The following is a 23,047-nucleotide window of genomic DNA, read 5'->3' as shown; positions in this document are numbered from 1 at the left end:
TTTCTACATGTTTACTGCTGATTAGGGGCTGCTGCCCACTTTTCTGCGAAGATCAAAGGCTCGAGCGAACGCCGTTTCTCCCAATTCGTCGATTCCAATATCGGCATGGAAGGATAATTGTCCGTGTACCCAATGGATAAGAGAGCGATAGGATCGATATGAGGCGGGATATCCAGGATATCACGAACGTCGTTTTTCTTGTAAAAGCTGACCCAGCCCATGGCTAGTCCTTCGGTACAGGCTGCTAGCCACATGTTCTGAATGGCGCAGGCTGTCGACATAATATCCGTTTCGGGAATGGAGTTGCGACCGAGAACATGAGAGCCGCCCCGGGTGGGATCGCAGGTGACGCAGACCGTCAAGGGAGCTTGCGCAAGTCCTTCGATTTTGAGCGACATGAACTTCGTTTCCTTCTCCCCTTCATAGTGGATAGCCAGGGCTCTTCGTTCCTTATCTGCAGCCCAGGCGAGCCGTTGTTTCACTTCGTCCGATTGGATGAGAATAAAATTCCATGGCTGGCTGAAGCCGACGGAAGGCCCGTGATGCGCGGCATCCAGCAGCTTCATGATCGTATCCTGCGGGATCGGATCGGGCCGAAATGTCCTGATATCCCTGCGAGTGTAAATCGCTTTATAGACCGCAGCCTTTTCTTCATCACGAAAATCCATCGTATCTATCAACTCCTTCGATTGTTCTAATCAGTAGCTTATCACATAAATCAATTTTCAACGAAATGATGGTTATTTTTAAATGCGATTGAAACATAAAAAGGGCGGACCGCCATTCACAGCTGCTGGAGCTTCGGAAATGGGATGGTTCGCCTTAGTTGATGTACTATAGGACTAAGTCTCCGGGAGACTCGGTTTACGTTTAAGCTCAACCTGGATCGTATCCTGTCCATGGGTAATTTCAGTAACCTCAATCCCTTTTTTTCTTAACGACGAGGTAATTAATGCTTCATCCTGCTCCGGGAAAACGTAAGCGGGATGTTTGTCTGTATGGAACAACAGCTGGTCTGCAACTTGAAGCAGCTTTTCCATCGAGAACGGTTTGCGTAAAAATTTCTCAATATCCTTCTCGTGATAATTAAGCGGCGGCTCCAATGCGGTCGATACGATGACCGGTGTTCGGAAGAAGGTCGGATGGTCGTACAGCTCGGCCATGAAATCCCATCCGTTCTTGGAGCCTTCTAAATGGATATCGACGATGCACAGCCGCGGTGGAGTCGTACGAACTCGAGCTAGAGCAGCTATGCCTTCCTCTGCGGAACGTAGATGTACGGTAGGAATGTCCAGCTTGCCTAAAGCGACCTGGATCAGCTTTGCCAAATTGTCATCATCCTCGAGCACGATAATGCTGCCGTCGACATCAGGGAATGTGTAGCTTTCCAGCTGAACGGTGAAGGTGGTTCCTTCACCCATGACTGAATCGAATGTAATGGCCCCATGGTGGGCATCAACGATTTCTTTCACAATGGCAAGTCCTAGGCCGGTACCCCCGATTTGACGGCGGTCCGAATTATCGACACGGTAAAACTTGGAGAACAGCTTACTCTTGGCCTCTTCAGGTATGCCGAGACCATAGTCGGATATGTGCAGCTTCACTTGCCCAGCCTGGGAGTCAATCGCTATGTTCACTTTATCGGCTTGAGGCGAGTATTTGATCGCGTTGCTGATTAAATTGTGGGCGACCTGTTTAAGTCGGTCGGCGTCTGCACGAACCCATACCTCTGGATCGGCCGACACGATATGAATATCGTGGCTGAGCTTTTCCTTCCATTGCTCCGCGACCTCATGGATTACACTGACTAGCTCAACCGGCGCAAAATGATACACCTGCTTGCCGGATTCCATCCGCTGCAAATCCAGGAAATCGTTAATCAACGTAGATAAACGATGAGCTTCTTTATAAATAGTCTGCATATATTTTTGCTGCTTGTCCGGTGCAAGCTGACGATGCAGAAGTATTTCAATAAATCCAAGCACGCTGGCTAACGGAGTGCGCAGCTCATGAGATACGATGCTAATGAACTCGTTTTTCATCTCGTCGACCTTTTCCTCTTCGGTTCGGTCCCGGAATACGAATAAGTAGCCTCGCTCCTGCTGGTTTTTCTTATCTCCAACCTTGGTGGCGTACAGCTCGATATAACGCTGCTGCTCTTCTTCGTCTATAAAGGCGAACCGTTCAGTCAGCTTATCCAATGAACCGTTAAGCAGGCCTTCCATGGCTTTACGAACAGGGGAGAAGGAAGGAATGACCTTCTCGATATTGCGAGCAAGCTCGGTCCAATTATCTCCGCTATGCTCAGCTACTGTAAAGTAGCTCTTCATCCGTTGGTTGGCAAAGAGCAGCTTGCCGGAGGCGTCGCACAGCATCATGCCTTCATGGGTCGATTCAAGGATATTCTCGATTAAGTCGCGCTGCTCCTCGATTAGTGCCTTCTCCTGCAGCAGCTGCTCGTTTAATTGCTCCAGATGTCGGGATTGAAGATGACGCTCTTCATTCATTTGCTGGGCTAGGAAGGCCAGTCCAAACTGCCGCATTAAGCCTTTACCCACCCGGCCCTGCTGCTCGGTCCGTGATGACAAATAGCCGGTGAGCAGCAGAAAACCGATCACTTCCTGCTTGTCGTCAAACAGAGGATGGTATTGATCTATCGCATAGGTCATACTTCGATGAAGTCCTGTTTCCTCGGCGGACAGCTCCCGCTTACAGTCAATCTGTACTTTCTCTGTAAACACACGCAGTGCAGGACCGAACAGCTCGTGCTCCATTCGCGAAGGCAGGTTCGACGGATAGCCTACCGCATACAAAATGTCATAAGAAGACTGCTGTCCGGAAGCGGTTTGCGATTGGATAACAAGCAGTGCTGCATCCATTTGCAGTGAACTAAGCAGTGCTGGAATGGATGACTCGAGAAATTGGTTCATGTTCAATGAACCGGACAGCTTCTCCTGGTAGGAGCTGATGGTTTCAAGCTCCTGCTCTCTTTGGGAGAGCTTCTCCAGGGTTTGCTCCTGCTCTTCCTGTTGAGCAATAATTTCCTCGTTTTGTGCTTCCAGGCTTTCCGCCATGTAGCGGTATGTCTCCTCACTCTTGCGCAATGCGGATTCGGCCCGATTGGCACGGTTGAATATAAAGGCGGAGAAAGCGCCGATGACGACCGCTACCGCCCCTCCGGCAGCTATGATCAAACGGGCGATATGCCCGGCATGTTGGGCATCATTGTAGGCTTCCGTTCCGATCGTATCGATATCGGTACGAATTTTCAGATGCAGCTGGCGGAATCGATCCATCAGAAGCTTTCCGTTATTCAGCCGTGTACGTGCTTCATCCAGCTTACCGGCCCGGACCAGCTCCACTTGCGAGTTATAATGATCTTGCAGCTTTTGAATTTGCGGAAGGATGTCTCCTTCCATTAAGCTTTTCAGATTCGGATATTTTTTCTGATACACGGCCATGAGCTCCAAGTCTTTGGCGAGCTGTGCTTTGCCTTGCTCATAAGGATCCAAATATTTTTCGTCGCTGGTTACTTCGAAGCCTCGTACGCCGGTCTCCTGATTGACCACGTCACCCAAAATATTTTCGGCTACAGCAGATAAGGGAATCGCTTCCTGCACGATGCTGTTCAATTCAGCCTCCATATTCGTCGAGGCGATGTAGCTCGATACGCTGACAAGAGCGAGCAGGGCGATGATAAGTACAACATACAGCAATGATACATTAGAACGGGTTACATTCATGCATAAACCACCTTACCTGATAATAGAATGAATCCTGCTTATTTGATGCGGTCCAAGCATATATGAACTCTATAGTTGGCGTATTCGACTAACCGATCCAAAAATGCATTGAGTTCGCCATGCGAAGCTACGAGAAGACGGAGTAAGTAGCAGCCTTCCCCGCTGATACGGTAAGCTTCCTTGACGTTCGGATGCTCCCGTACGAAGGTTTGAAACAGCGAATGGGAGCTCGTCGTTTTCATGAAAACGATGATTTGCGCCATAACCGTCAAGCCGAGCTTTTCCTGATTCAGTGTGATATGGACGCCCTGGATAATTCCTGCATCCTCTAGCTTGCGAATACGAAAGCCGACCGCTTGTCCGGTAAGATGAACGCGCTCACCGATCTCCTTGTGGGGCATGCGGGCATCGGCCAGCAAGCATTCCAATATTTTTAAATCCGTGGCATCGAGCATGGGCATTCATCCTTTCCTGCGTGCATCGGTTATTTTTTTCATGGTGAAAATGAATTGCGTCCAGCCCTTTCATCAAGCTCTTCAGCCATAAAGAGAAATAAGGCATACTAAGCATAGATGCCCGGAGGGTGTACTTACTCTGAATTCCAGGCGCCAATCCGTTTATTTGCATAGGAGGGATTTTTCATGAAAATTCAACTGCTTCGACATGCGACACTGCTGGTAGACATACATGGGATCCGTTTTTTGGTGGACCCGATGCTCTGCGAGCAGGGGGCGTATCCACCTGTAATGAATTCGACAAATAGTCGACAAAATCCTTTAGTTTCCATCCCCGTATCACCGCAATTATTGCAAACGATACAAGCTGTATTAGTGACTCACACCCATTTCGACCATTGGGATGAAGAGGCGGTAAGACTTTTGGATAAACAGCTTCCGGTATTTTGTCAGCCGGCGGACACGGATAAAATAAAACAGGCCGGATTCAATCATGTTCGATCCATAGAGAATGAGCTTGAGTGGAGGGGCATCCGCTTGTCGCGAACGGGTGGTCAACACGGGACTGGTGAAATTGGGAAGCGGATGGGGGCAGTGTCGGGATTTGTGCTGCATGCCCAGGATGAGCCTGTGCTGTATATAGCCGGTGACACCATCTATGTGCCGGAGGTGGAAAATGCGTTAGACCGCTATAGCCCAGATGTGACTATTGTTAACGGCGGTGCTGCCCAATTTGCTCAAGGCGACCCGATCACGATGACCCATGAGGATATCGCCCGAGTATGCCGTTATGCACCAGAGACTTGTGTGGTAGCCGTTCATATGGAGGCGATCAACCATTGTCTGGAGACGCGGGGGCAGGTACGAGATTATTTGAGCGCTGAGCAATTACAGCATCAAGTCAGAATTCCTGAGGATGGTGAATGGCTCGATTTTAGTTCAGAGGCACCATGTTAGGCTGAAAGCCTATACAGAAAATATGACAAGATTCGCAGTAAACAATTGCCAGTTTGTCTCTTGTAACTTACAATAGCGTTAAGGTGAGATGTCAGAAATATTGTCATAAAACTAACGCCGGTAGTTATTGGAGGGCAAATGGGGATGCTGAATGAAATACGGGAGCTGCAGGAACGAGAGCTGCGTTCGTTTTTTCAACCGATTTTATCACTGCAAACGCAACGGATAATCGCTTATGAAGCGTTAGGGAGAACGGTGCAAGGAGAAAAGGTGAGGAGCTTGGGGCCTTTTTTTCAAAATCCGGAAATTAGTGATGAGCAGCATCTGCATGTAGACCGTATTTTGCGGGAACAAGCCATTGCCGCAATAGCACAGTCGGATTCTAGCGCGCTGCTGTTTTTGAATTTAAAGCCCTCCTGGATTTATCGCATATATAAAGAATGCGGTATACTTCCGACGCTGCAATTTATTCAGAAGCATGGACTTGATCCATCAAGGGTCGTTATAGAGGTAACTGAAGAGGAGTTCCACGGGAGACTCGACGAGTTGTCCGCTATTATTAACGTTTACCGCGAGCAGGGCTGTCTCATTGCTATCGACGATATAGGGAGCGGGTACAGCAACTATGACCGTATTGCTTCGATTCGACCCAATATATTGAAAATCGACCTGAAGCTGCTGAAGAAGAGCGCCATGCATGACGGCTATAAGGCGCTGCTGAATTCCTTCTCTATCCTGTCTTCCCAGATGGGATCGTCGCTGCTGATCGAAGGAGTCGAGACCAAGCAGGATTTGTATTATGCGTTGAAAGCGGGGGCGCGGTATGTTCAGGGCTTCCTATTCTCGGAAGCAAGGCAGGGGCTTCAGGATGAGCGAGCCTACGAACCATTCTTAAAAGAAGAAATCAGGCTGTACACCGAACAGGAGATGGCACGCTATCGGGCGCTGTTCTCCGTGCAGGACAGCTTAAGCGAGCTGATTGCATCAGATATTCATATTGGCAGCGTGACGGATGCGGATAAGATGATTCAAAGTTTGCTAATGAGCGTAGGACTCAATGTGGTCAGAATTTATATATGCCGTGAAGACGGATGTCAGGTTTCTTCCAATTATACGAGGGATATCGAGGGTGAATGGAAAAAGGACGCCCAATATCAAGGATCGAACTGGATATGGCGTCCTTATTTTATTCCGAATATGATGCGGCTAAACAATCAGCGGCAGGGGATGCTCTCGAGCGAGTACACCGATCTCGATACTTCCCGTCTGATGCAGACGTATTCTTGCCCTGTTGGAGATACGCACTATTTATTTTTGGATGTGCAAGTGTAACGCTTTTGGTAAGCAGCTAGAGTTCGACCCATTCGTTTCTTAAAGCGAACAGCTCCTTCAAATCATCGGTGGACATTTCGGTGATCCACTGCTCGCCATTGCCGACAATTTGCTGGCTTAAGCCTTGTTTCTTCTCAATCATCTCATCGATGCGTTCCTCCAGAGTGCCGAGCGTGACGAACTTGTGCACCTGTACATGACGGGTTTGGCCGATTCGAAAAGCACGGTCGGTCGCCTGATTTTCAACGGCAGGATTCCACCACCGGTCAAAATGAAACACGTGATTCGCTGCGGTCAGATTAAGCCCCGTACCGCCCGCTTTCAGCGACAGAAGGAAAATACCCGGCTGACGGTCTCCTTGTATCTCTTCGTTCTGAAATTCACTTATCATGCGATCGCGTGCCACTCTAGGCGTGCCTCCATGCAAGAATAGCACTTGGGAATCAAGCTCTTGTTCCAGGATGCGCTGCAGCAGATGGCCCGTTTCCACGAACTGAGTGAAAATAAGGCATTTATCGCCCTCCTGACGCAGCTCCTGAACCATTTCCAGCAGCCGTTCGACTTTGTTGGAGCGCTGCTGCCAGGGAACGCCAGCTGGTTCCTTAAGCATGAGTGAAGGGTGGTTGCAAATTTGCTTCAGCTTGGTCAAAGCCGCCAAAATTAAGCCTCTCCGCTCCATGGCGCTCAGGCTGTCCAGCCGTTCAAACATATCCTTAATGTAATTTTCGTATAAGAGACCTTGCTCCGCCGTTAGCGAGACGAATGTTTTATATTCGTGCTTATCCGGTAAATCGAGCTGAATAGCTGGGTCCTTCTTGACTCTTCGCAGCAAGAAAGGGCGAATGAGCCGTTGTACCTTGGATACGAGCTCGGGATCGTTCGTCCGTTCGATAGCGCCTACGTAGTGATGCGTGAATTCACGCAGGGTGCCCAGATAGCCTGGATTAAGAAAGTCGAAGATCGACCATAGCTCGGTCAACCGATTCTCGATCGGCGTCCCTGTCAAGGCGATTCGATGGCGGCTCTTTAGGCCGCGGATTGAGGTTGCCTGCTTGGTGTACGCATTTTTTATATTTTGGGCCTCATCCAGGCAAATCGAGCTCCACTCGAGCTGAGATAGCTCGACTTCATCGAGATGAGACAATGTGTAAGTTGTCAGCACCAGATCGTAGCCTTCACAGGTCTCCTTGAAGGCATCGCCTTTAGCTCGGTTCGGGCCGTAGTGCAGATGGATTTTGAGCTCGGGAGCAAACCGCTCGAGCTCCTTCTGCCAATTGCCGAGCACCGAAGTCGGACATATGAGGAGCGACGGGGAAGACTCCGTTCCGTGCTCCGCATGAATCGCAGCTTCTTGCTCCCGCAAATGGAGCAAATACGTAATCATTTGTATCGTCTTGCCGAGACCCATGTCATCGGCCAAGCAGCCTCCCAGACCAACGCGGCGCAGGAACAAGAGCCAGGAAATCCCTTCGACCTGGTAAGGGCGTAATATCCCTTGAAATGATGCGGGAGGTTCGATCAGCGGCGGACGTTTGGCATGGTTGAGCAAATCCACCATTTCCTGAAGCTGGTCATTAAGCTCTACCTCCATCTGGAGGGATCGCTGGAAGCCGAATTCTTCCTCCCCCTCGGAGGAGCCGAGTAGATGCAGCTCTAGCACGTCACGGAAGGAAAGTCCCTGCTTCTTCTGTACCTGCTTCATAACCTGTTCAAGCTGCTGAAGCTGGGCCGGGTCCAATTGAATCCATTGGCCGCGAATTTGAACGAGCTTGCGCTTCTCCTCCAGGAGTGCTCGGAATTCTTCCTCCGTCAACTCGATATCGCCCAAGGCGATCTTCCAGTCGAACTGCATGAGCTGTTCGAGGCCGAACATCGACTGGGGTCCGGAGCCAACCGACGACTTGATCTTCGCTTTGAGGCGTGGACGCCATCGCCGGATGCGTTCCCACCAGGCGGGCAGGAAGACGGAGTAGCCCGCTTCCATCAGGCGCAGGCTGCCATCGGTCAGCAGCTGCCAAGCCTCGTCTTGCGTGAGCTCGCTGCGCAGCACGCCGGGCTCATCGCTCTTCTCAAGCCATGGCAGGATACGCTGCCACTTGGCGAGATCGCGCGCCGCGCGCTGCAGCTCCGGCTGCCATGCAGCAGGGAGCTCCGTCAGCGCGGCTGGCTCTGGCTCTGGCTCTGGCGCGTGCGCGTCAGCATCGCCCGAGCTGGCTGAAGCCAGCATTCGGGCATCTACCTCGCGCAGCAGCGTCTTGTCGGCGCGGTCCTGCAGCACGACGCGCAGGGGCCAGGTTCCGCTGCCGCTGCGTTGCTGCGGCGGCTCGCTCAGCTGCAGGCACGTCCGGAACGGCGTGCCGTCGGTTTGCCAGCCGATGGAGACGAGCCAGTCCTCCTCGTCCATCCACAGGTCGGCCGGGAGCTTGCCGCGCTGCAGCAGAGGATACGTTGCCTCCAGCTGCCTAATGCTTTGTCGCAGCAGGCTGTCTTCCTCGCCCCACTCGGGGATGAGGCGGTCCATCCACTGCTGCGCCAAGGGCGAGAACCCTTCAGCTGCCACCTGATCCGGCAGCTGAAGCTTCCAGCCGAGCTCGCCCGCCTTCCACTTCGCGAAGTCGGGCATGCAGCGTCCCTGCACTAGCGCCTCCTTCACGTACGGCGCCAGCTTCATCAGCTCGCGCAGCTCGCTGCACCAGTCCAGCTTCAGATGCTGGACTGCGCTCGGGCTGCACAAGTAGTCCAGCGCCTCCAGCGCGGACAGCTGCAGCCCCTCCACGTTCATCGATTCCGTAACCTCGATGAACGTGCCATAAAATGAGGGCTCATGCCAGGCGAACAGCAGCCCCTTCAAATCATAGGCATCGCTCACGCCGCCGTTATACCGGGAGCCCCACAAAAAGAAGCAGCCCGGAGCTATCCATCTGACATTAACCGTGATTGCAGACGAGTCGATCATGGAATCCACTTCGCTTTCCGAAGCTCCTCTTGAAACGCCCTGAGGCGGGAATACCGTGTAGCCAGCCGGTAAATATATTCCTCCCATGTATTGGGCTTTTCGAGCTTTTTATAGTAGGCGTGCAGTTTTTTGAGCATCTTGACGGCCATTTTGTAGGCGTTCCTGTTTTTCTCGGCAATGCTTCGCTCCACCGCTTGATGATACAGCGGCAGCAAGAGAGAAGGGTCGTGACTTTCCACTGTTTTCAAATCCAGCGCATACAGATTGAGCGGCGAGACCCGGTTGGCGATCTGCAGGTCAACCCAGGCCTTGAACCGGTGGGCCTTGAGCAGGTAAGCCGTATAGAAATAGTACGTCCGCGGCAGCAAGGCTATCATGACTTCAACCCATTCGCCGTCGTCAGGCTGTCGGCTGACCGCTTCCATCCAGTACGTACAAAACGTCCGCAGCTCTTCCTGCTGCGCTCTTTGCATGGAGGGCAGCATCCAACGCAGCCAGGACAGCATCCGTTCCCATTCCTGCAACTCGTAGCAATGGTGCAAATACAGGAAATAATCTCGGGCTTCCCGCTTGGTTAGTGCCTCCAGCTGCTCGCGGGCTTGCTCGTCTTTGCCTTCCATTACTTTGAAGTGAGCCATAGCTACCAACAATGCGTCTCTCCGGCGGGGCTGCAGACCTTGCTTGGAAGCAAGAAGCTTTAGACGCTTCAGCTCTTTGGCGATCCGCTCAGGCTCTTCCGCTAGCTGCCACCAAATACTACGGTAGCCTAACAGCCAATCGAGCGGAGAATCTTTGGCGCTTAGCGCCGCCTCGCTCAGCATGGTCAATGTCTCATCCAAAGCAGCGGCATGCCGTTTGACCAATGACGGAATGTCCAATTCAGGAAGCAGCTTCGTAAGCTGCTCCATGCATTGCTTGGCTACGGTTTTGCAGCCTGTTTCTATATAGTGGGACATATAGGAAGTTTTCGTATCGGAATAAAACTGCTCGATCTTACGCATGACGAACAGCAGCACATGCAGCTCATACAGTGTTTGCAGCGAGGGCTCCCATTCCTCTGCTATCGGCTTGAGTGATTCCTGGGCCGCGGAATAGAACTGCTCGATGGAATGCTGCTGAGATAAAGAATAGCCATAAAATTGCTGGTCAAAAAAACGATGCCAATAAGCAGGCAGTTGATTGGCCTGGGGCGCTTCCAGCCGCTCCTGCTTTTTCTCCGTTTTGGTACCGGCAGCTGTGCGCGACAACTGTTGGCGGTTTTTGACCCTAATGGCCTGCTTTAAGTGCTGCAGCAGCAGTTCCGGGCGTGCAAACGATGCATATAATGTGAAAATAACAGCGGCCATATGCTTGCAGTACCCGTCATAGGGGCAGCTGCATTCACTTTTCTCAAAACGGTCCAAATCCAGTATGACCTCGTAGGACTGTGAACCACGAACGAGTGCGCTGATTTCCACACCGTGAACCAGCTCCACGTCGGATACACGGCCCTTATGGTAATACTCCCAGCCTTGCTCAAGGATGGTGAGATCGAAATCATGCTGCATCCGTTCGATCAAAAAGTTCATTCGGTTTTTCGGGAGTTGCAGCTTCAACATAGGAAACGTTCCGCCTCCGAACTTGTTTGTATCCTTACAGTGTAACAGATTTTGGATCCAAATGCTTTATTTCCATGCGGTTGCATGAGAAGGATTTTTCAGGTTAAAATGCTTAGTAAGCATTTTCATTCCATTTTCATCCGGAAGGACTGACGTTGCATGGGAATTAAATTCGCCCGAGAATATAATGACATTATTGACGACTTTACCCAAGCTTTACACAGTATCGACGAGTGTTATGCATTTTTGGAAATGACCTCGGACGACTGGAATGAGCTGGATAGCGAGGAGCAGCAGGACTGTATTAAAACGTTGGCTGACGATTTGTTCTACGGTTTGGGCACGGAGCCTAAAATGCGTGTCGGCAGCTGTACGGTCAGCCATGACAGAGAAAAACATGTCATTGTCATTTACCATGAGGGCAAGCTGATCAGCGTAGTTTACTTGGTCTAATTGGCTAGCTCCATTACGGCAAGTGCCATGGGAGGGCCGGACCTTATGAAAATGACGAAGCTGAATGAGGAAGAAATAGCTTATAAGCTAGAGCGGGCGGCAGGCTGGAGTAGGGAGGACGTTAATTGGATCGTCAAAACGTTCCGGTTTGACGCTTATATGGAAGGTATTCAATTTGTGCAGGAAATTGCCCGTATATCGGAGCGGGAATTGAATCATCATCCGCTCATTGCTATCGACTATAAGCTGGTTCGGCTGCGCCTGACCTCCTGGCGGGCAGGAGGCTTGACGGACCTTGATTTTGCGGCGGCTTCACGCTACGATGCTGTGTTCAACGGACAGCGGGATTTATCGTAAAGCTGCTGAATCTTTCCACACCATACAGTGGAACATATCCATACCGGTTGGGGTCATCCGTTCGTAGGTATCGGTATGGGTAAACCCGGCTTTTTCATAGACGCGATAAGCGCGAATATTCCATATAAGCACCTCCAAATCGATTTCGTTGGCAGGTGCTTTTTGCTTGGCTTCAGCCACGATGGCCCGAACGAAATCAACCCCGTATCCTTGCCCGCATAAATGGGGATGCATACCAAGCCCAAGACGCGTTACCCCGACTAAAGGAAAAAATTGAGCAAACCCTACTAGTGTACCGTCCGAGTCGACTACTCCGCGGTACTGCTCCTCTCGCAATGCTGCATCAGCGAATTCCTCTTGGTCCTTTACCATCAGCTCCCAATCTCGCCAATTATAGATGTCATAGGGTATAGGGTACTTCCAGGTACAAATATCTTGGCAATGCTCTTCCGTTAAAGGGACGATACGAAGTTCGGATGTCTTGTACAAGGGGCACTCAACTCCTTTTCCATTAAATTTCCATACTTTATTGTACAAAGAGAGGGCTCTTTTGTCGACCTGCCGAAGATTCGTTCATTTCCACATTTTGTTCATCCGCTATTCCGTTGTATACTAGAAGAAAAGATTAACTCCAGCAAAGGAAGTGAACTTTCGATGCAGCATATTGTAACTCAGGAATGGTTGTTTGAGCATGGAACCGATGAGAATGTTGTTATAGTAGATTGCCGTTTCGTACTTGGCATGGGTAATGCGGATGCTGGGCGGAAGTCTTATGAGCAGGATCATATCCCTGGTGCCGTTTATGTCGATTTGGAGAAAGAATTGTCCGCTCCTATAACCGAGCATGGCGGACGTCATCCGCTGCCGGATTGGGATCGCTTTGCCGAGGTTGCGGGGGCTGCAGGGATCGGCAAGGACTCGAAGGTTATCGCTTATGACGATCAGGGAGGGGCAATGGCCTCTCGTTTTTGGTGGATGCTCCAATACGCAGGGCATACGCAAGCATTTGTATTAGACGGCGGGTACGCCAAATGGAAAGCTGCTGGCTATCCGGTAACAGATGAGCCTCCTGCGGTACATGCAGCTGTATTTGTGCCTAAGCTGCAAAGCTCTATGGTGGTTAGCATGGAGGAAGTGAAGGAGCGTATCGGACGTCCGGGAACGGTTTGATCGATTCTCGGGAAGAGCGCAGATATCTTGGCTTGGAAGAAGCTATTGATCCGGTAGCAGGACATATTCCTTCAGCGAAGAACTACTTCTGGAAGCAAAGTCTGAATGAAGAAGGCGGCTGGAAGGATGCAGCAGCACTGCGTAAGCAGTTCGGGGAATTGCACAATGCTGATGAAATTATCGTTTACTGCGGTTCCGGCGTTACGGCTTGTCCTAATGTGCTTGCTTTGAAGGAAGCCGGCTTGCCGAATGTGAAGCTGTACTCGGGCAGCTGGAGCGACTGGGTGTCGTATAAGGACAATCCGGTGGCTACGGGGAAAGAATAAGTGCTGAGAGACCACGTAGCTACGGGCGTTTGGCGTATAGTCTGCTAAAGACTGTACGCTTTTTTCGTTGGCTCCAAATCAATAGGGAGACAAGCATCCAGTTCATACGGATCGGCGTACACACCAAAAAAATGAGTTCGCAAATAATTAAGTATCGACAAAATGCGACTATTTGCCTATAATAACCATTGAAATGGAAAAATTATGATAATAAGGGGCGAATATACTCATGCGTGTACGACTAAAAAATGCTGCAGGTGGTATAAAAGAAGTAAAAGTTGGATTTAGTTGGACTACCTTCTTTTTCGGGTTTTTCCCAGCACTTTTCAGAGGCGATCTGAAATGGGCTGCAATAATGTTTATTGCCGCTGCCGCAGTTGGGACATTTACATTGGGATTCGGGGCATGGGTTCCGGGCATTATTTTCTCATTTATTTATAACAAAATGTACATTAAAGAGTTATTGGAAAAAGGTTACCACCCCGCCGACGATCAGGCGCAAGCAACACTGCAAATGAACGGAATTATTGCTGCTTAAGGCAGTTCTTGGGCAAGGGCATATGCTCCGAGGCATCCACGCCGTGTTGGTTCGAATCCCCACTTTCTTGTTCAGAATTATTTGAGCATAGGGGACGAGGACGGGGAAGAATAAGTGGTCACTAGTGACAAAGATTAAAGGGCTGTGTCTGGTTAAGGATAACCTGACACAGCCCTTTTATTGCAAATTTTAATCAGCTCTTGGCGTATTGATTCATTTTGACACTGGACTCCCTGACAATGAGCCGGGGCTCAAATTCTACACGTTCATACCCGGAGGTATTCGGATATTGAATTCGTTTGAGCAATAGCTCCGCCGCCAGTCTTCCTACCTCACTGCCCATAATGGAGACGGAAGTAATTTGTGGTGTTGTGACCGTCGCCCACAGATTGTTATCGATACCTGCAATTGCCACATCCTCCGGCACTCGAACTCCAAGCTCCTTGAGCCGATTCACAATGCCGATAGCAACCATGTCATTCACGGCATATATGGCATCCGGCATATGCTTTAAACTGTAAAAATAGTTGGCGGCCTGGCGCCCCGTTTCAAATGAAAAATCTTCCCCGAAGTAGACGAAGGACGGGTCTATGTGGTTGAGCGACTGCTCATAAGCAAAATACCGCTCTTCTATCTTATGTTTTGGCGCACCCGCATAGGCGATTCTATTGCGGCCAATCTGCAGCAGATGCTCCATCACAAGCTTGCCCTCCTGGCGCGCCATGCCGACAATATCCGCATTGAGGTCCTCGCTCATTTTTTTGCCATAGTTAATGACAGATACCGGGATGCCTGCCTGATTAATCATAGGCTCCAGTTGCTTAGGGTATGCCAAAGGCATTATGACAAGCCCGTCCACATGCAGCTGATCCAGCTCCCGCAGCGTCTCCAGCTCAAGCATGGCATTCCCCAGCGTGTTAATTTGTACAACTCTATATCCGTGCTGCTTGGCAGCCTGCTCGACCGACCAGGCAATATCCGGAATAATCGCATTCCGAATATCGGGGACGGCCAGCGCAATCTGGCGTGTTTGGCGGATTTTAAGGCTTTGGGCCGAAGTGTTAGGGGTAAATCCCATTTCTTTAACGACCTGCAATATCTTAGCCTTAGTCTTGGCGCTGATGCCTTTGCTATTGTTAAGTGCCCGGGAAACAGTAGCTATCCCGACACCGGCTTGTTTCGCCACATCCTCAATCGTTAGCTTTTTATTGTTCACCATAAGAGAATGGTCCTTTCATAACGGAATCGTTTCCATGACAATTCCGCTAACTCCTATTTATATCCTTATTATAACATAGCGCGTCTTCCGCATAACGGGATGGCGCTTAAAAACGTGAAAGAAGCCAGTTTACCAGCAAAAAAGCCCGTTAAAGCAGCTGCCTGCGAATTGACAGTTTGACGGAGTTGTGACATGATAGTTACCGGAAACGTTTCCTATTTTGTCTATCAAGATGGGAAACCATATCAATTATTTCTTAATTCCTACAGGGAGATGACTAATATGCAAGCGTTAAGATGGTATGGTGTGAAGGACTTGCGCGTAGAAACGATCAATGAGCCGACCCCCCAAAAAGGGCAGGTTAAAATTAGAATTGAAGCATGCGGCATTTGTGGAAGCGATCTGCATGAATATGCTGCAGGTCCTATTTTTATTCCCGAGGGAACACCCCATCCGCTGACGAATGAAAAAGCACCTATCGTAATGGGACATGAGTTTTCCGGGCAAATCGTAGAGGTTGGTGAAGAAGTAAGCCGATTTCAGGTAGGCGATCGCGTCGTGGTGGAGCCTGTATTCTCATGCGGAACATGTGATTCTTGTAAGCATGGCAAATACAACCTTTGCGACAAAATGGGCTTCCTGGGCCTCGCCGGCGGAGGCGGAGGTTTCTCGGAGTATGTAGCGGCGGATGAACATATGGTTCACAAAATTCCGGATAGCCTCTCCTATGAGCAGGGTGCATTGGTTGAACCGTCAGCTGTTGTGCTGTATGCCGTTCGTTCGAGCCAGCTGAAAGTAGGCGATCGTGCGGTTGTGTTCGGTACAGGCCCCATTGGATTGCTTCTGATTGAAGCCTTGAAAGCATCCGGGGCATCCAAAATCTATGCTGTTGAGCTATCAGAAGAGAGACGAAATAAAGCTATAGAGCTGGGCGCAATTGGCCTGAATCCAGCTGATACGGACGTTGTGGCAGAGATTCAACGCCTCACTAACGGCGGAGCGGATGTGTGCTATGAAGTGACTGGCGTACCAGCCGTATTGAACCAAGCCATTGCTTCGACAAAAATGAGCGGTCAAATCATGATTGTCAGCATTTTCGAGCGTGAAGCCTCCATTCACCCTAACCAGATTGTGCTGAAAGAACGCAATATTGCCGGTATCATCGGCTACCGCGATGTTTTCCCTGCGGTCATCAGTCTGATGCAGCAAGGCTACTTCCCGGCAGACAAGCTGGTGACCAAGCGGATTGCGCTCTCCAATATTGTAGAGGAAGGCTTTGAGACACTTATCAAAGAGAAAAGCCAGATCAAAATTATTGTTACTCCAAAGAGTAAGTAATTCACGCTACAGCGCAAACCAAAGAGAGGGAGCCTGTCAGGCTCTCTCTGTTTAATTGCAAGGTTACTATAGCATGGGAGCTTTAAATTTTTTTGAGGGCTGTGACATGATGCCGGAAGGCGATGTTCACAGCTTTTTCTGAATATCTCTCAACACCCAAGCTAATAGATACAAGACGATATGTCCCGCCCCAGTTCAGTGGGATGCTTACGTTTGAAGTCTGGTAGGGGGAACGATCTCAGAACTTCTCTTATTCGCTAATATCTGAAACCGTTAGAGTCACAGGACAGTGATCGCTGCCGGTTATTTCCGTATCAATTTGCGCATTTGTCAGAAAAGGACTCAGTCTGGAAGAAGCAAGGAAATAATCGATTCGCCATCCCACGTTCCGTTCCCTTACCTTTGGCATGTAGGACCACCAGCTATACATATCCGTCCGGTCAGGGTAGAAATGTCGGAAAGTATCTATAAATCCGGCCTCCAGCAGCCGTGTCATCTTCTCCCGTTCTTCCGGAGTGAAGCCAGAATTGTTCTGGTTGGACTTTGGATTTTTCAAATCTATTTCTTGGTGAGCAACATTCAAATCTCCGCATACAAGGACAGGCTTCCTAGCATCCAATTGCTGAAGGTAGGCGCGAAACCGTTCCTCCCACTCCAGTCTGTAGTCTAATCTTGATAGATCACGCCGGGCATTGGGGGTATATACGTTCACAAGGTAAAAAGCCTCAAACTCCAGCGTTAGGATCCGACCTTCATCTTCTTGATCTTCCTCAATGCCGTAACGAACAGAAAGCGGCTCTATTTTTGTAAAGACGGCAGTACCAGAGTAGCCCTTTTTGACAGCATAGTTCCAGTACTGACTATACGACTCTCCCAGCTCCAAGCTGATTTGTCCCTCTTGAAGCTTCGTCTCCTGTAAACAGAAAATATCTGCTTCGCATTCTTTGAAGTAATCGTAAAATCCTTTGTTCACACAGGCGCGTAGACCATTGACATTCCAGGATACCAGTTTCATCATCTATCTCCTTAAAGCTTTCTAGTCATTTTTTTAAGTGTATCATAGATTCCTATTACCAAGGAACAACGCAAACTTTAGTAGTCCCCGGCGTAAGGCCTATTCACGGCTTCTAGTAATGAGAAAGCTTTTGGAATACGGATTGCGCCAACCTTAATAAACAGCATGCGGCCAATGTCCTGAATGGATAGAGCTGTATTTTTTGCCCAGGTATGAAAACAGCGCTGGAGTATCTCGGTAAAATAAGCGATGATGAATGGTTTGCCGCTCACGGAAGAGTATACTAATGATGAATGGGATCTGCATAAAATCATGTTAGCTTCCGAGATGGCCACTCGATATGAAATGTTTTGGAGGGTAAAAATAATGAAAGCATTGACGTTCCAGCAGTTTGGCGGACCGGAGGTTCTACAGTATACAGAGCTGCCGGCGCCACAGCTATTACCTTCAACGGTTCTGATAAGGATGAAGGCTGTAGGATTGAATTTCGCTGATATTTATCGTAGACGCGGCAATTATCATTTAGCGGGAAAGCCGCCGTACATACTCGGTTATGAAGGCGCAGGCGTTGTAGAACAGGTGGGAGCAGGTGTTACGCAACTAAAACCGGGGGATCGTATTGCATTTGCAGATGTGCCTTATGCAAACGCTGAGCTCGTGCTAGTGCCCATTGAGAAGGTGATACCTCTGCCCGAGGATACCAGCTTTGAAACAGCCGCTTCCGTTCTTTTGCAGGGGATGACCGCACATTATCTAACCCGAGACAGCTATCGATTGCAGCACGGTGACGAAGTACTGGTTCATGCTGCGGCGGGAGGCGTAGGGCAGCTTCTCATCCAGCTGTCTAAGCTAAGTGGGGCGCGTGTCCTCGGGCTTACTTCATCATCGGCCAAACGCGAGATGGCCCTAGCCGCAGGAGCCGATGAGGTACTGCTCTACGACGGTGACTGGGTAGAGACAGCCAAACGCTGGTCGTCCGAAGGGGATGGACTCACGGTCGCTTATGATTCGGTAGGTTCTACTTTAATGGATAGCTTTGCAGCGGTAAGGACGAAGGGGACGGTTGTTTTCTTCGGTATGGCAGGGGGAGATCCGGCATTAGTCGATCCCCGAATGCTGATGGATACATCCAAGACGCTAACGGGCGGAGATCTATGGAATCATGTAACGACTCCAGCTGATAGAGCGCGAAGAGCCAATGATTTGTTTACCTGGATCCGTGAAGGAAGTATCAAGCTGGAGAGGCCCAAAGTCTTCCCGCTAAGCGAGGGGGCAGAAGCGCATCGACTGCTGGAGAGCCGACAAAGCACGGGAAAGATAATTTTGATTCCGTAGAACTCAAGCAGAGGGGCGAAGTTAACACTCCAATCCAGTTCATGAGTTTAAATATGCTGGAACTACAGCCATCCCCTAAGAGGATGCTGTTCATCATGCCGTTCCTATGCAAATGACCTTATGTTAGTTTCAGTTAGGGAATTCTTTTATTTAAGGGATGAGAGACCAAAAGTCCCGCCTCATGAGATGAAGGCGGGACTGCTTTTTAGAGAAGCCTAGGTTTATAGCGGTGTTGTCTTGAAGCTATCGTTTGATGGTTTGCGTCCCCAAGGCGTACCGAGGAATGGAAGCGCCCAACGATCCAGCCCGTACCAGCCGGCATTTTTCCAAGCAAGTACCAGCCAAGTAGCCAGAATAAACAGCAGAGGATTCGTGCTCAACGTTCCAGCGAATAAGAAGCTGGCGTTCATGATGCCGCCGAAGAAGGCTGCAATTCCTGTTAACAAGCCTAAGATCAGACCAAGTCCTACTAGCAGTTCGCCAAAAGCGACGAAGAACCCGAACACCTTAGCATTTGGCAGCACGAAATTTTCTAGAAAGCTTGCATACCAGCCCGTCACGTCTTTGCCTGCCTCCGCTTTAGCTAAGGCTCCCTTAATGAACCCTTGCAGAGCGGTTCCTGCTTTATCTCCGGTCCATGCAGGGTTAGTGACTTTACCCCAACCGGATGTGATCCATGTGTAGCCGACATATAGCCGGATGATTAACCAAATCACACCTGCTCTGGTGCTGCTGAATAAAAAGTGTGATACGGGATTTTCGGGTATCATGATTTCATTTTTGCTCATGGAACCAACCTCCTTAATGTGAATAGCAATTTAAACTGTGAAATATATTGGATAGCTTTATTGTATCTTGAGCTCGTAATTTTATATGTGATTATAATCACAATATTCCTGATTTGGATTAATTTTCATGGTTTTGACATAAGAGAGTAATTGAAGACCCATTTCAACATGTTTAAGAAATGGGGTTGCCCCCATGGTGTATAATGGTAGTTATTTACGAAAGAGGGGGGCAACAGCGGATGAGAATCGCGGCCATTTCCGGCAGTTTACGCAAGGCTTCCTCCAACACAAGATTGCTGCAGGCAGTAGCAGACTTGGCGCCGGAGGGGATGGAAATATTATTGTTCGAAGGGATAGGGGAGCTCCCGCATTTTAATCCTGATATAGATGGCGATGATTCGCCAGCCTCGTTGATGGAATGGCGGAAGGCGCTTCAAATAGCTGATGGAGTGATCCTCTGCACTCCGGAATATGCGAACGGAGTTCCGGGAGTTCTGAAGAACGCCTTGGATTGGATCGTCTCCTCAGGAGAATTTTTGAATAAACCGACGGCTGTTATCAGCGCATCTCCCTTGGCAACAGGTGGGAAGGTGGCGCATGCCTCGTTGCTGTTGACCCTTCAAATGATCACGGCGAACCTTTTTGAAGGTGGCCAGTTGAGTATTCCATTGATATACAAAAAGCTAAACGAGCAAGGCGAGTTTACGGACGCGGAGACGACCGAGGAGATAAGAGCGCTTCTCCGAGCGCTGGCTAATGCTGTAGAGTTACGGGGATGACGAAGGGAAACCTTTGAAATTCTTACTTGAAAGCTTCTCACAAAAATAAGAGCGGCCTGGGGCCGCTCTATTCGTTTTTCAATATCGTTCGATAGACGTCGATGGCCTGGGCTCTCGACGTTTTTAAATCAACTATCGCATGAGGCTGTGGGAGATGGATGGCTTGATTGGACAAAGAAGATAGCCCTGGAAGCCAACGGCGAATGTAGCTTCCTTCCGGGTCATGTGTTTGTGACTGCGTTACCGGATTCATAATACGGAAGTAGGGGGCCGCATCAAACCCTAGCGAGGAGCACCATAGCCATCCTCCACGATTCAATGTATTATCATAGTCGGCCAGTTTATAACGGAAATACTGCTCTCCGTAAGTAAAGGGGCAGAGCAAGTTTTTGGTAAGAAACATAGCGGTAATCATCCTCAAACGGTTAGGCATCCAGCCTGTCATGTTCAGCTCCGTCATAGCGGCATCCACGATAGGAATACCGGTGCGCGCCTCGCGCCATGCTTGGAAATGATAGCTGCTCAGCTTATAGAGATCATAACGCTTCTCATATTGGAAGAAGTCGGCGTCGAGCCGCGCTTGATAAATATAAAAGTCGCGCCATGCCAGTTGACGCAGCCAAGCCTCGCGCTGAGGATACTCGAGCAGCGCCTCGTATACGGCGCGCACCGAGAGCGCACCGACGTTCAAGTGCCGGCTGAGCCGACTCGTCGCCTCATCCGCGAAGCGATCGCGCCCGTCGGCGTAGCTGCCGAGCCGCTCCGCGAGGAAGCCGCCCAGCACGCGGTGCGGGTCGATCGCCACGGCGCCCGATCCGCCTCCGTGCACGGCTTTCGCGTCGCGGGCGAGACACGCCGCCAGCTCGGGCGGCAGCGCGTAGGCGGCGGCTGCGCCCTCGGCGAGCTCCGCTTGGGCGAGCTCCCGCACATGTGCGGCGAACGCCGGCCGGTAGAAGTGGAGCAGGTACTCGCTCCACTTCCGGTAAAACGGCGTGAACACCTTGTACGGCTCGCTGCGGCCGCTCCAGCGCTGGAAGTCGCGCAGGTCCGCAAGCGATTGCTCGCCGAACTCGGTGACAGCTACGCCTGCGGCGTGAGCCGCTTCGCGCAGTTCACGATCACGATGCGTCGCATAAGGCGTGTAGTCCTCGTGGAACACGAGCTCCTCCACTGGATGCGACGACAGCAGTCCGCTCACCACCCGTGCGGGCTCGCCGTACAGCACGTGCAGCCGGCTTCCTGCCGCACGATACAGCTGCTGCAGCCGTGCGACATGCTGCAGGAAGTTCATTCCGCTGTGCTCACGGTGCCGTTCATGCTTCAGCACGAACGGATCGAGGATCAGCACATGCAAGCTTGGCTTGCGACGTTCACGTATATAATCAAATGCGGGCAGGTCATTGACCCGCAGATCTTTGCGGTGCACAAATAAAATCATGGGTCACGGGCCCTTCAATTGGATTGATTTGGAATATATATGAAAGCGGTTCACTTGCAACCTTTTTGGTTAAATATTCGTATAGAAAGAAAGAGAGCCCAGCAGGCTTGTCCGAACGCTGGAGACGTTACGGATGTAAACGCTGAGGGCTTCAAAAGATAGATACAGTGCTTCTATTTGCTGTCGGTCATTACTTGCTGGTACTGCTCATCCGACAGTATGCGTTTCGCAGTGACAAAGCGCTTCGTGTAGTACGAGTCGCTCAATTTAGTCACCGTAACACCTTGGTTTGTGGCGGAGTGATAGAACTTTCCGTCACCAACAAAAATTCCTACATGTGAGATTCCTTTGCCATCTGTGTTATAGAACACGAGATCGCCTGGGCGAAGCTCATCTTGGGACACCGTTGTACCGATTGCTGCTTGTCCTTTAGACGTATGAGGCAAATCGATATCGAATTTTGCGAAGACGAAGGAAGTGTAGCCGGAGCAATCGAAGCCTTTAGCTGTTGTACCTGCCCATTTGTAAGGAGCTCCCAGCTCTTCGTTCACGGCTTGACTTAGCGGCGTTTCCGCAAAAGCGCTTCCTACTTGAATGCTGCAAAACAGTGCCACAGAAACGGCAAAACCAAAAAACTTTTTCAAAGGAAATTTTCCCCTTCCGGTGCCTACGAGGTTAGCTTAAGGGTTCGGTTGAAGGCTCCCTATGATCACTCTGTTGCGAGATCAATTCACCCGGGTTTTGGATCCCCCGTTTTCCATTGTGTGGAAATTCGGCAATATGTACGTTTTTTTGTTACGACTACAAGAATTCGATCAAAAATGCATTTTTCCTTCCTCTGTCATAGAAAATTCACAAATATAAAGGAATTTTTGATATATTTTTTAGTTTTTCATGTAATTTTACATTTGAAAAGGTTTTCATTGAAAAATTATGAGAGCTATATGCCTTTTTTTTACTCCTGAAAATACAATTTTCGACAAATTACTGAGTGGTTTGACATCTATAATAGCTTGAAAATTCAGCATTACTGGATGTAGTGGAAGCAAGCGATGTGGCAACCGCTTGACTTTACGAAAGAAATCTGATACCTCACATGAGATGGGAAGAGCATTTGAGGCTACCATGAATTCGCACAAAAAAACCGTCACAGCTTGGTATTATCCCCTTCAAGTAGACACTCAAAAAAAACCTTCATGTTATCATGGAGGTTCGAGTGGAACTTGGAGGGGATATTTTTATGGCTAAAA

At 49.8% G+C, this 23,047-nt stretch carries 21 protein-coding genes and 1 riboswitch; of the genes, 10 read left to right on the top strand and 11 right to left on the bottom strand.

Features of this window, described 5'->3' with window-relative positions; all coding sequences use genetic code 11:
* Window positions 1-11: 11 nt before the first annotated feature.
* The 3 genes from bluB to BP97_RS0123495 all read right to left on the bottom strand — a co-directional run bounded on the left by bluB (window position 12) and on the right by BP97_RS0123495 (window position 4,198).
* The gene (gene bluB / locus BP97_RS0123505; RefSeq protein WP_028551317.1) at window positions 12-668 is read right to left on the bottom strand and encodes a 5,6-dimethylbenzimidazole synthase; all 657 of its coding nucleotides are present in this window, start codon (window positions 666-668) and stop codon (window positions 12-14) included.
* 174 nt (window positions 669-842) lie between these two features.
* Entirely contained in the window at window positions 843-3,743 is a 2,901-nt protein-coding gene (locus BP97_RS0123500) for an ATP-binding protein (RefSeq protein ID WP_028551316.1), read from the bottom strand.
* A gap of 38 nt (window positions 3,744-3,781) precedes the next feature.
* Complete coding sequence (locus BP97_RS0123495; protein ID WP_331281320.1) at window positions 3,782-4,198, bottom strand: Lrp/AsnC family transcriptional regulator; 417 nt, start codon at window positions 4,196-4,198, stop codon at window positions 3,782-3,784.
* A 186-nt stretch (window positions 4,199-4,384) separates the two neighbouring features.
* Between BP97_RS0123495 and BP97_RS0123490 the strand changes: the two genes are divergently transcribed.
* On the top strand, window positions 4,385-5,155 hold the full coding sequence (locus BP97_RS0123490) for an MBL fold metallo-hydrolase (protein WP_028551314.1): 771 nt from the start codon (window positions 4,385-4,387) through the stop codon (window positions 5,153-5,155).
* Between the two features lie 144 nt (window positions 5,156-5,299).
* On the top strand, window positions 5,300-6,487 hold the full coding sequence (locus tag BP97_RS0123485) for an EAL domain-containing protein (RefSeq protein ID WP_051620911.1): 1,188 nt from the start codon (window positions 5,300-5,302) through the stop codon (window positions 6,485-6,487).
* Between the two features lie 16 nt (window positions 6,488-6,503).
* Here BP97_RS0123485 and BP97_RS0123480 read toward each other — a convergent pair whose 3' ends face one another.
* On the bottom strand, window positions 6,504-9,443 hold the full coding sequence (locus BP97_RS0123480) for a DEAD/DEAH box helicase (RefSeq protein ID WP_028551312.1): 2,940 nt from the start codon (window positions 9,441-9,443) through the stop codon (window positions 6,504-6,506).
* Window positions 9,440-11,041 (bottom strand): SWIM zinc finger family protein, encoded by a 1,602-nt coding sequence (locus tag BP97_RS0123475; RefSeq protein ID WP_028551311.1) that lies wholly within the window; start codon window positions 11,039-11,041, stop codon window positions 9,440-9,442. The genes BP97_RS0123480 and BP97_RS0123475 overlap by 4 nt, the downstream gene beginning before the upstream one ends.
* Before the next feature lie 159 nt (window positions 11,042-11,200).
* Here BP97_RS0123475 and BP97_RS0123470 point away from each other — a divergent pair, with 159 nt between their 5' ends.
* The gene (locus BP97_RS0123470) at window positions 11,201-11,494 is read left to right on the top strand and encodes a hypothetical protein (protein WP_028551310.1); all 294 of its coding nucleotides are present in this window, start codon (window positions 11,201-11,203) and stop codon (window positions 11,492-11,494) included.
* 51 nt (window positions 11,495-11,545) lie between these two features.
* A complete protein-coding gene (locus BP97_RS0123465; RefSeq protein WP_036746431.1) occupies window positions 11,546-11,851 on the top strand; it encodes a 4a-hydroxytetrahydrobiopterin dehydratase in 306 nt (101 codons plus the stop codon).
* Here BP97_RS0123465 and BP97_RS0123460 read toward each other — a convergent pair.
* Window positions 11,843-12,340 carry a GNAT family N-acetyltransferase gene (locus tag BP97_RS0123460; protein ID WP_028551308.1) on the bottom strand — a complete coding sequence of 166 codons (498 nt, stop codon included), beginning with the start codon at window positions 12,338-12,340 and terminating at the stop codon, window positions 11,843-11,845. The two genes, BP97_RS0123465 and BP97_RS0123460, sit on opposite strands and share 9 nt — an antisense overlap.
* Window positions 12,341-12,505: 165 nt before the next feature.
* Between BP97_RS0123460 and BP97_RS41620 the strand changes: the two genes are divergently transcribed.
* The 3 genes from BP97_RS41620 (at window position 12,506) to BP97_RS0123450 (ending at window position 13,885) form a co-directional block, all read left to right on the top strand.
* Complete coding sequence (locus tag BP97_RS41620; RefSeq protein ID WP_331281319.1) at window positions 12,506-13,021, top strand: sulfurtransferase; 516 nt, start codon at window positions 12,506-12,508, stop codon at window positions 13,019-13,021.
* The gene (locus tag BP97_RS41615) at window positions 13,018-13,347 is read left to right on the top strand and encodes a sulfurtransferase (RefSeq protein ID WP_331281318.1); all 330 of its coding nucleotides are present in this window, start codon (window positions 13,018-13,020) and stop codon (window positions 13,345-13,347) included. Before BP97_RS41620 ends, BP97_RS41615 begins: the two co-directional genes overlap by 4 nt.
* 229 nt (window positions 13,348-13,576) lie before the next feature.
* Window positions 13,577-13,885 (top strand): hypothetical protein, encoded by a 309-nt coding sequence (locus tag BP97_RS0123450; protein ID WP_028551307.1) that lies wholly within the window; start codon window positions 13,577-13,579, stop codon window positions 13,883-13,885.
* Window positions 13,886-14,078: 193 nt separating this feature from the next.
* On the opposite strand, the gene BP97_RS0123445 is transcribed toward BP97_RS0123450, so the two are convergent.
* A complete protein-coding gene (locus tag BP97_RS0123445; RefSeq protein ID WP_028551306.1) occupies window positions 14,079-15,104 on the bottom strand; it encodes a LacI family DNA-binding transcriptional regulator in 1,026 nt (341 codons plus the stop codon).
* Window positions 15,105-15,386: 282 nt separating this feature from the next.
* Here BP97_RS0123445 and BP97_RS0123440 point away from each other — a divergent pair, with 282 nt between their 5' ends.
* Complete coding sequence (locus tag BP97_RS0123440) at window positions 15,387-16,442, top strand: 2,3-butanediol dehydrogenase (RefSeq protein WP_028551305.1); 1,056 nt, start codon at window positions 15,387-15,389, stop codon at window positions 16,440-16,442.
* A gap of 250 nt (window positions 16,443-16,692) precedes the next feature.
* Here the strand turns inward: BP97_RS0123440 and BP97_RS0123435 are convergent, their stop codons facing one another.
* Window positions 16,693-17,457, bottom strand: coding sequence for an exodeoxyribonuclease III (locus BP97_RS0123435; protein ID WP_028551304.1), 765 nt, complete (start codon window positions 17,455-17,457; stop codon window positions 16,693-16,695).
* Between the two features lie 366 nt (window positions 17,458-17,823).
* Here BP97_RS0123435 and BP97_RS0123430 point away from each other — a divergent pair, with 366 nt between their 5' ends.
* Complete coding sequence (locus BP97_RS0123430; RefSeq protein ID WP_028551303.1) at window positions 17,824-18,792, top strand: quinone oxidoreductase family protein; 969 nt, start codon at window positions 17,824-17,826, stop codon at window positions 18,790-18,792.
* Window positions 18,793-19,013: 221 nt separating this feature from the next.
* Here BP97_RS0123430 and BP97_RS37205 read toward each other — a convergent pair whose 3' ends face one another.
* Window positions 19,014-19,580, bottom strand: coding sequence for a DoxX family membrane protein (locus BP97_RS37205; protein ID WP_036746418.1), 567 nt, complete (start codon window positions 19,578-19,580; stop codon window positions 19,014-19,016).
* Window positions 19,581-19,819: 239 nt separating this feature from the next.
* Between BP97_RS37205 and BP97_RS0123420 the strand changes: the two genes are divergently transcribed.
* Window positions 19,820-20,359 (top strand): NADPH-dependent FMN reductase, encoded by a 540-nt coding sequence (locus BP97_RS0123420; protein ID WP_231506369.1) that lies wholly within the window; start codon window positions 19,820-19,822, stop codon window positions 20,357-20,359.
* Window positions 20,360-20,426: 67 nt separating this feature from the next.
* Here the strand turns inward: BP97_RS0123420 and BP97_RS0123415 are convergent, their stop codons facing one another.
* Window positions 20,427-21,797: a cryptochrome/photolyase family protein gene (locus BP97_RS0123415; RefSeq protein ID WP_028551301.1), complete on the bottom strand. Its 1,371-nt coding sequence runs from the start codon at window positions 21,795-21,797 to the stop codon at window positions 20,427-20,429.
* A 173-nt stretch (window positions 21,798-21,970) separates the two neighbouring features.
* Entirely contained in the window at window positions 21,971-22,441 is a 471-nt protein-coding gene (locus BP97_RS0123410) for a C40 family peptidase (RefSeq protein ID WP_028551300.1), read from the bottom strand.
* A 5-nt stretch (window positions 22,442-22,446) separates the two neighbouring features.
* A riboswitch (cyclic di-AMP (ydaO/yuaA leader) is annotated at window positions 22,447-22,585 on the bottom strand.
* Window positions 22,586-23,047: the final 462 nt, after the last annotated feature.

Origin of the sequence: Paenibacillus sp. UNC451MF, assembly GCF_000686845.1 — a bacterium.
GTDB lineage: Bacteria > Bacillota > Bacilli > Paenibacillales > NBRC-103111 > Paenibacillus_S.
The sequence above is the reverse complement of the archived record's forward strand: the minus strand, read 5'-3'. Positions and strand labels throughout refer to the sequence as shown.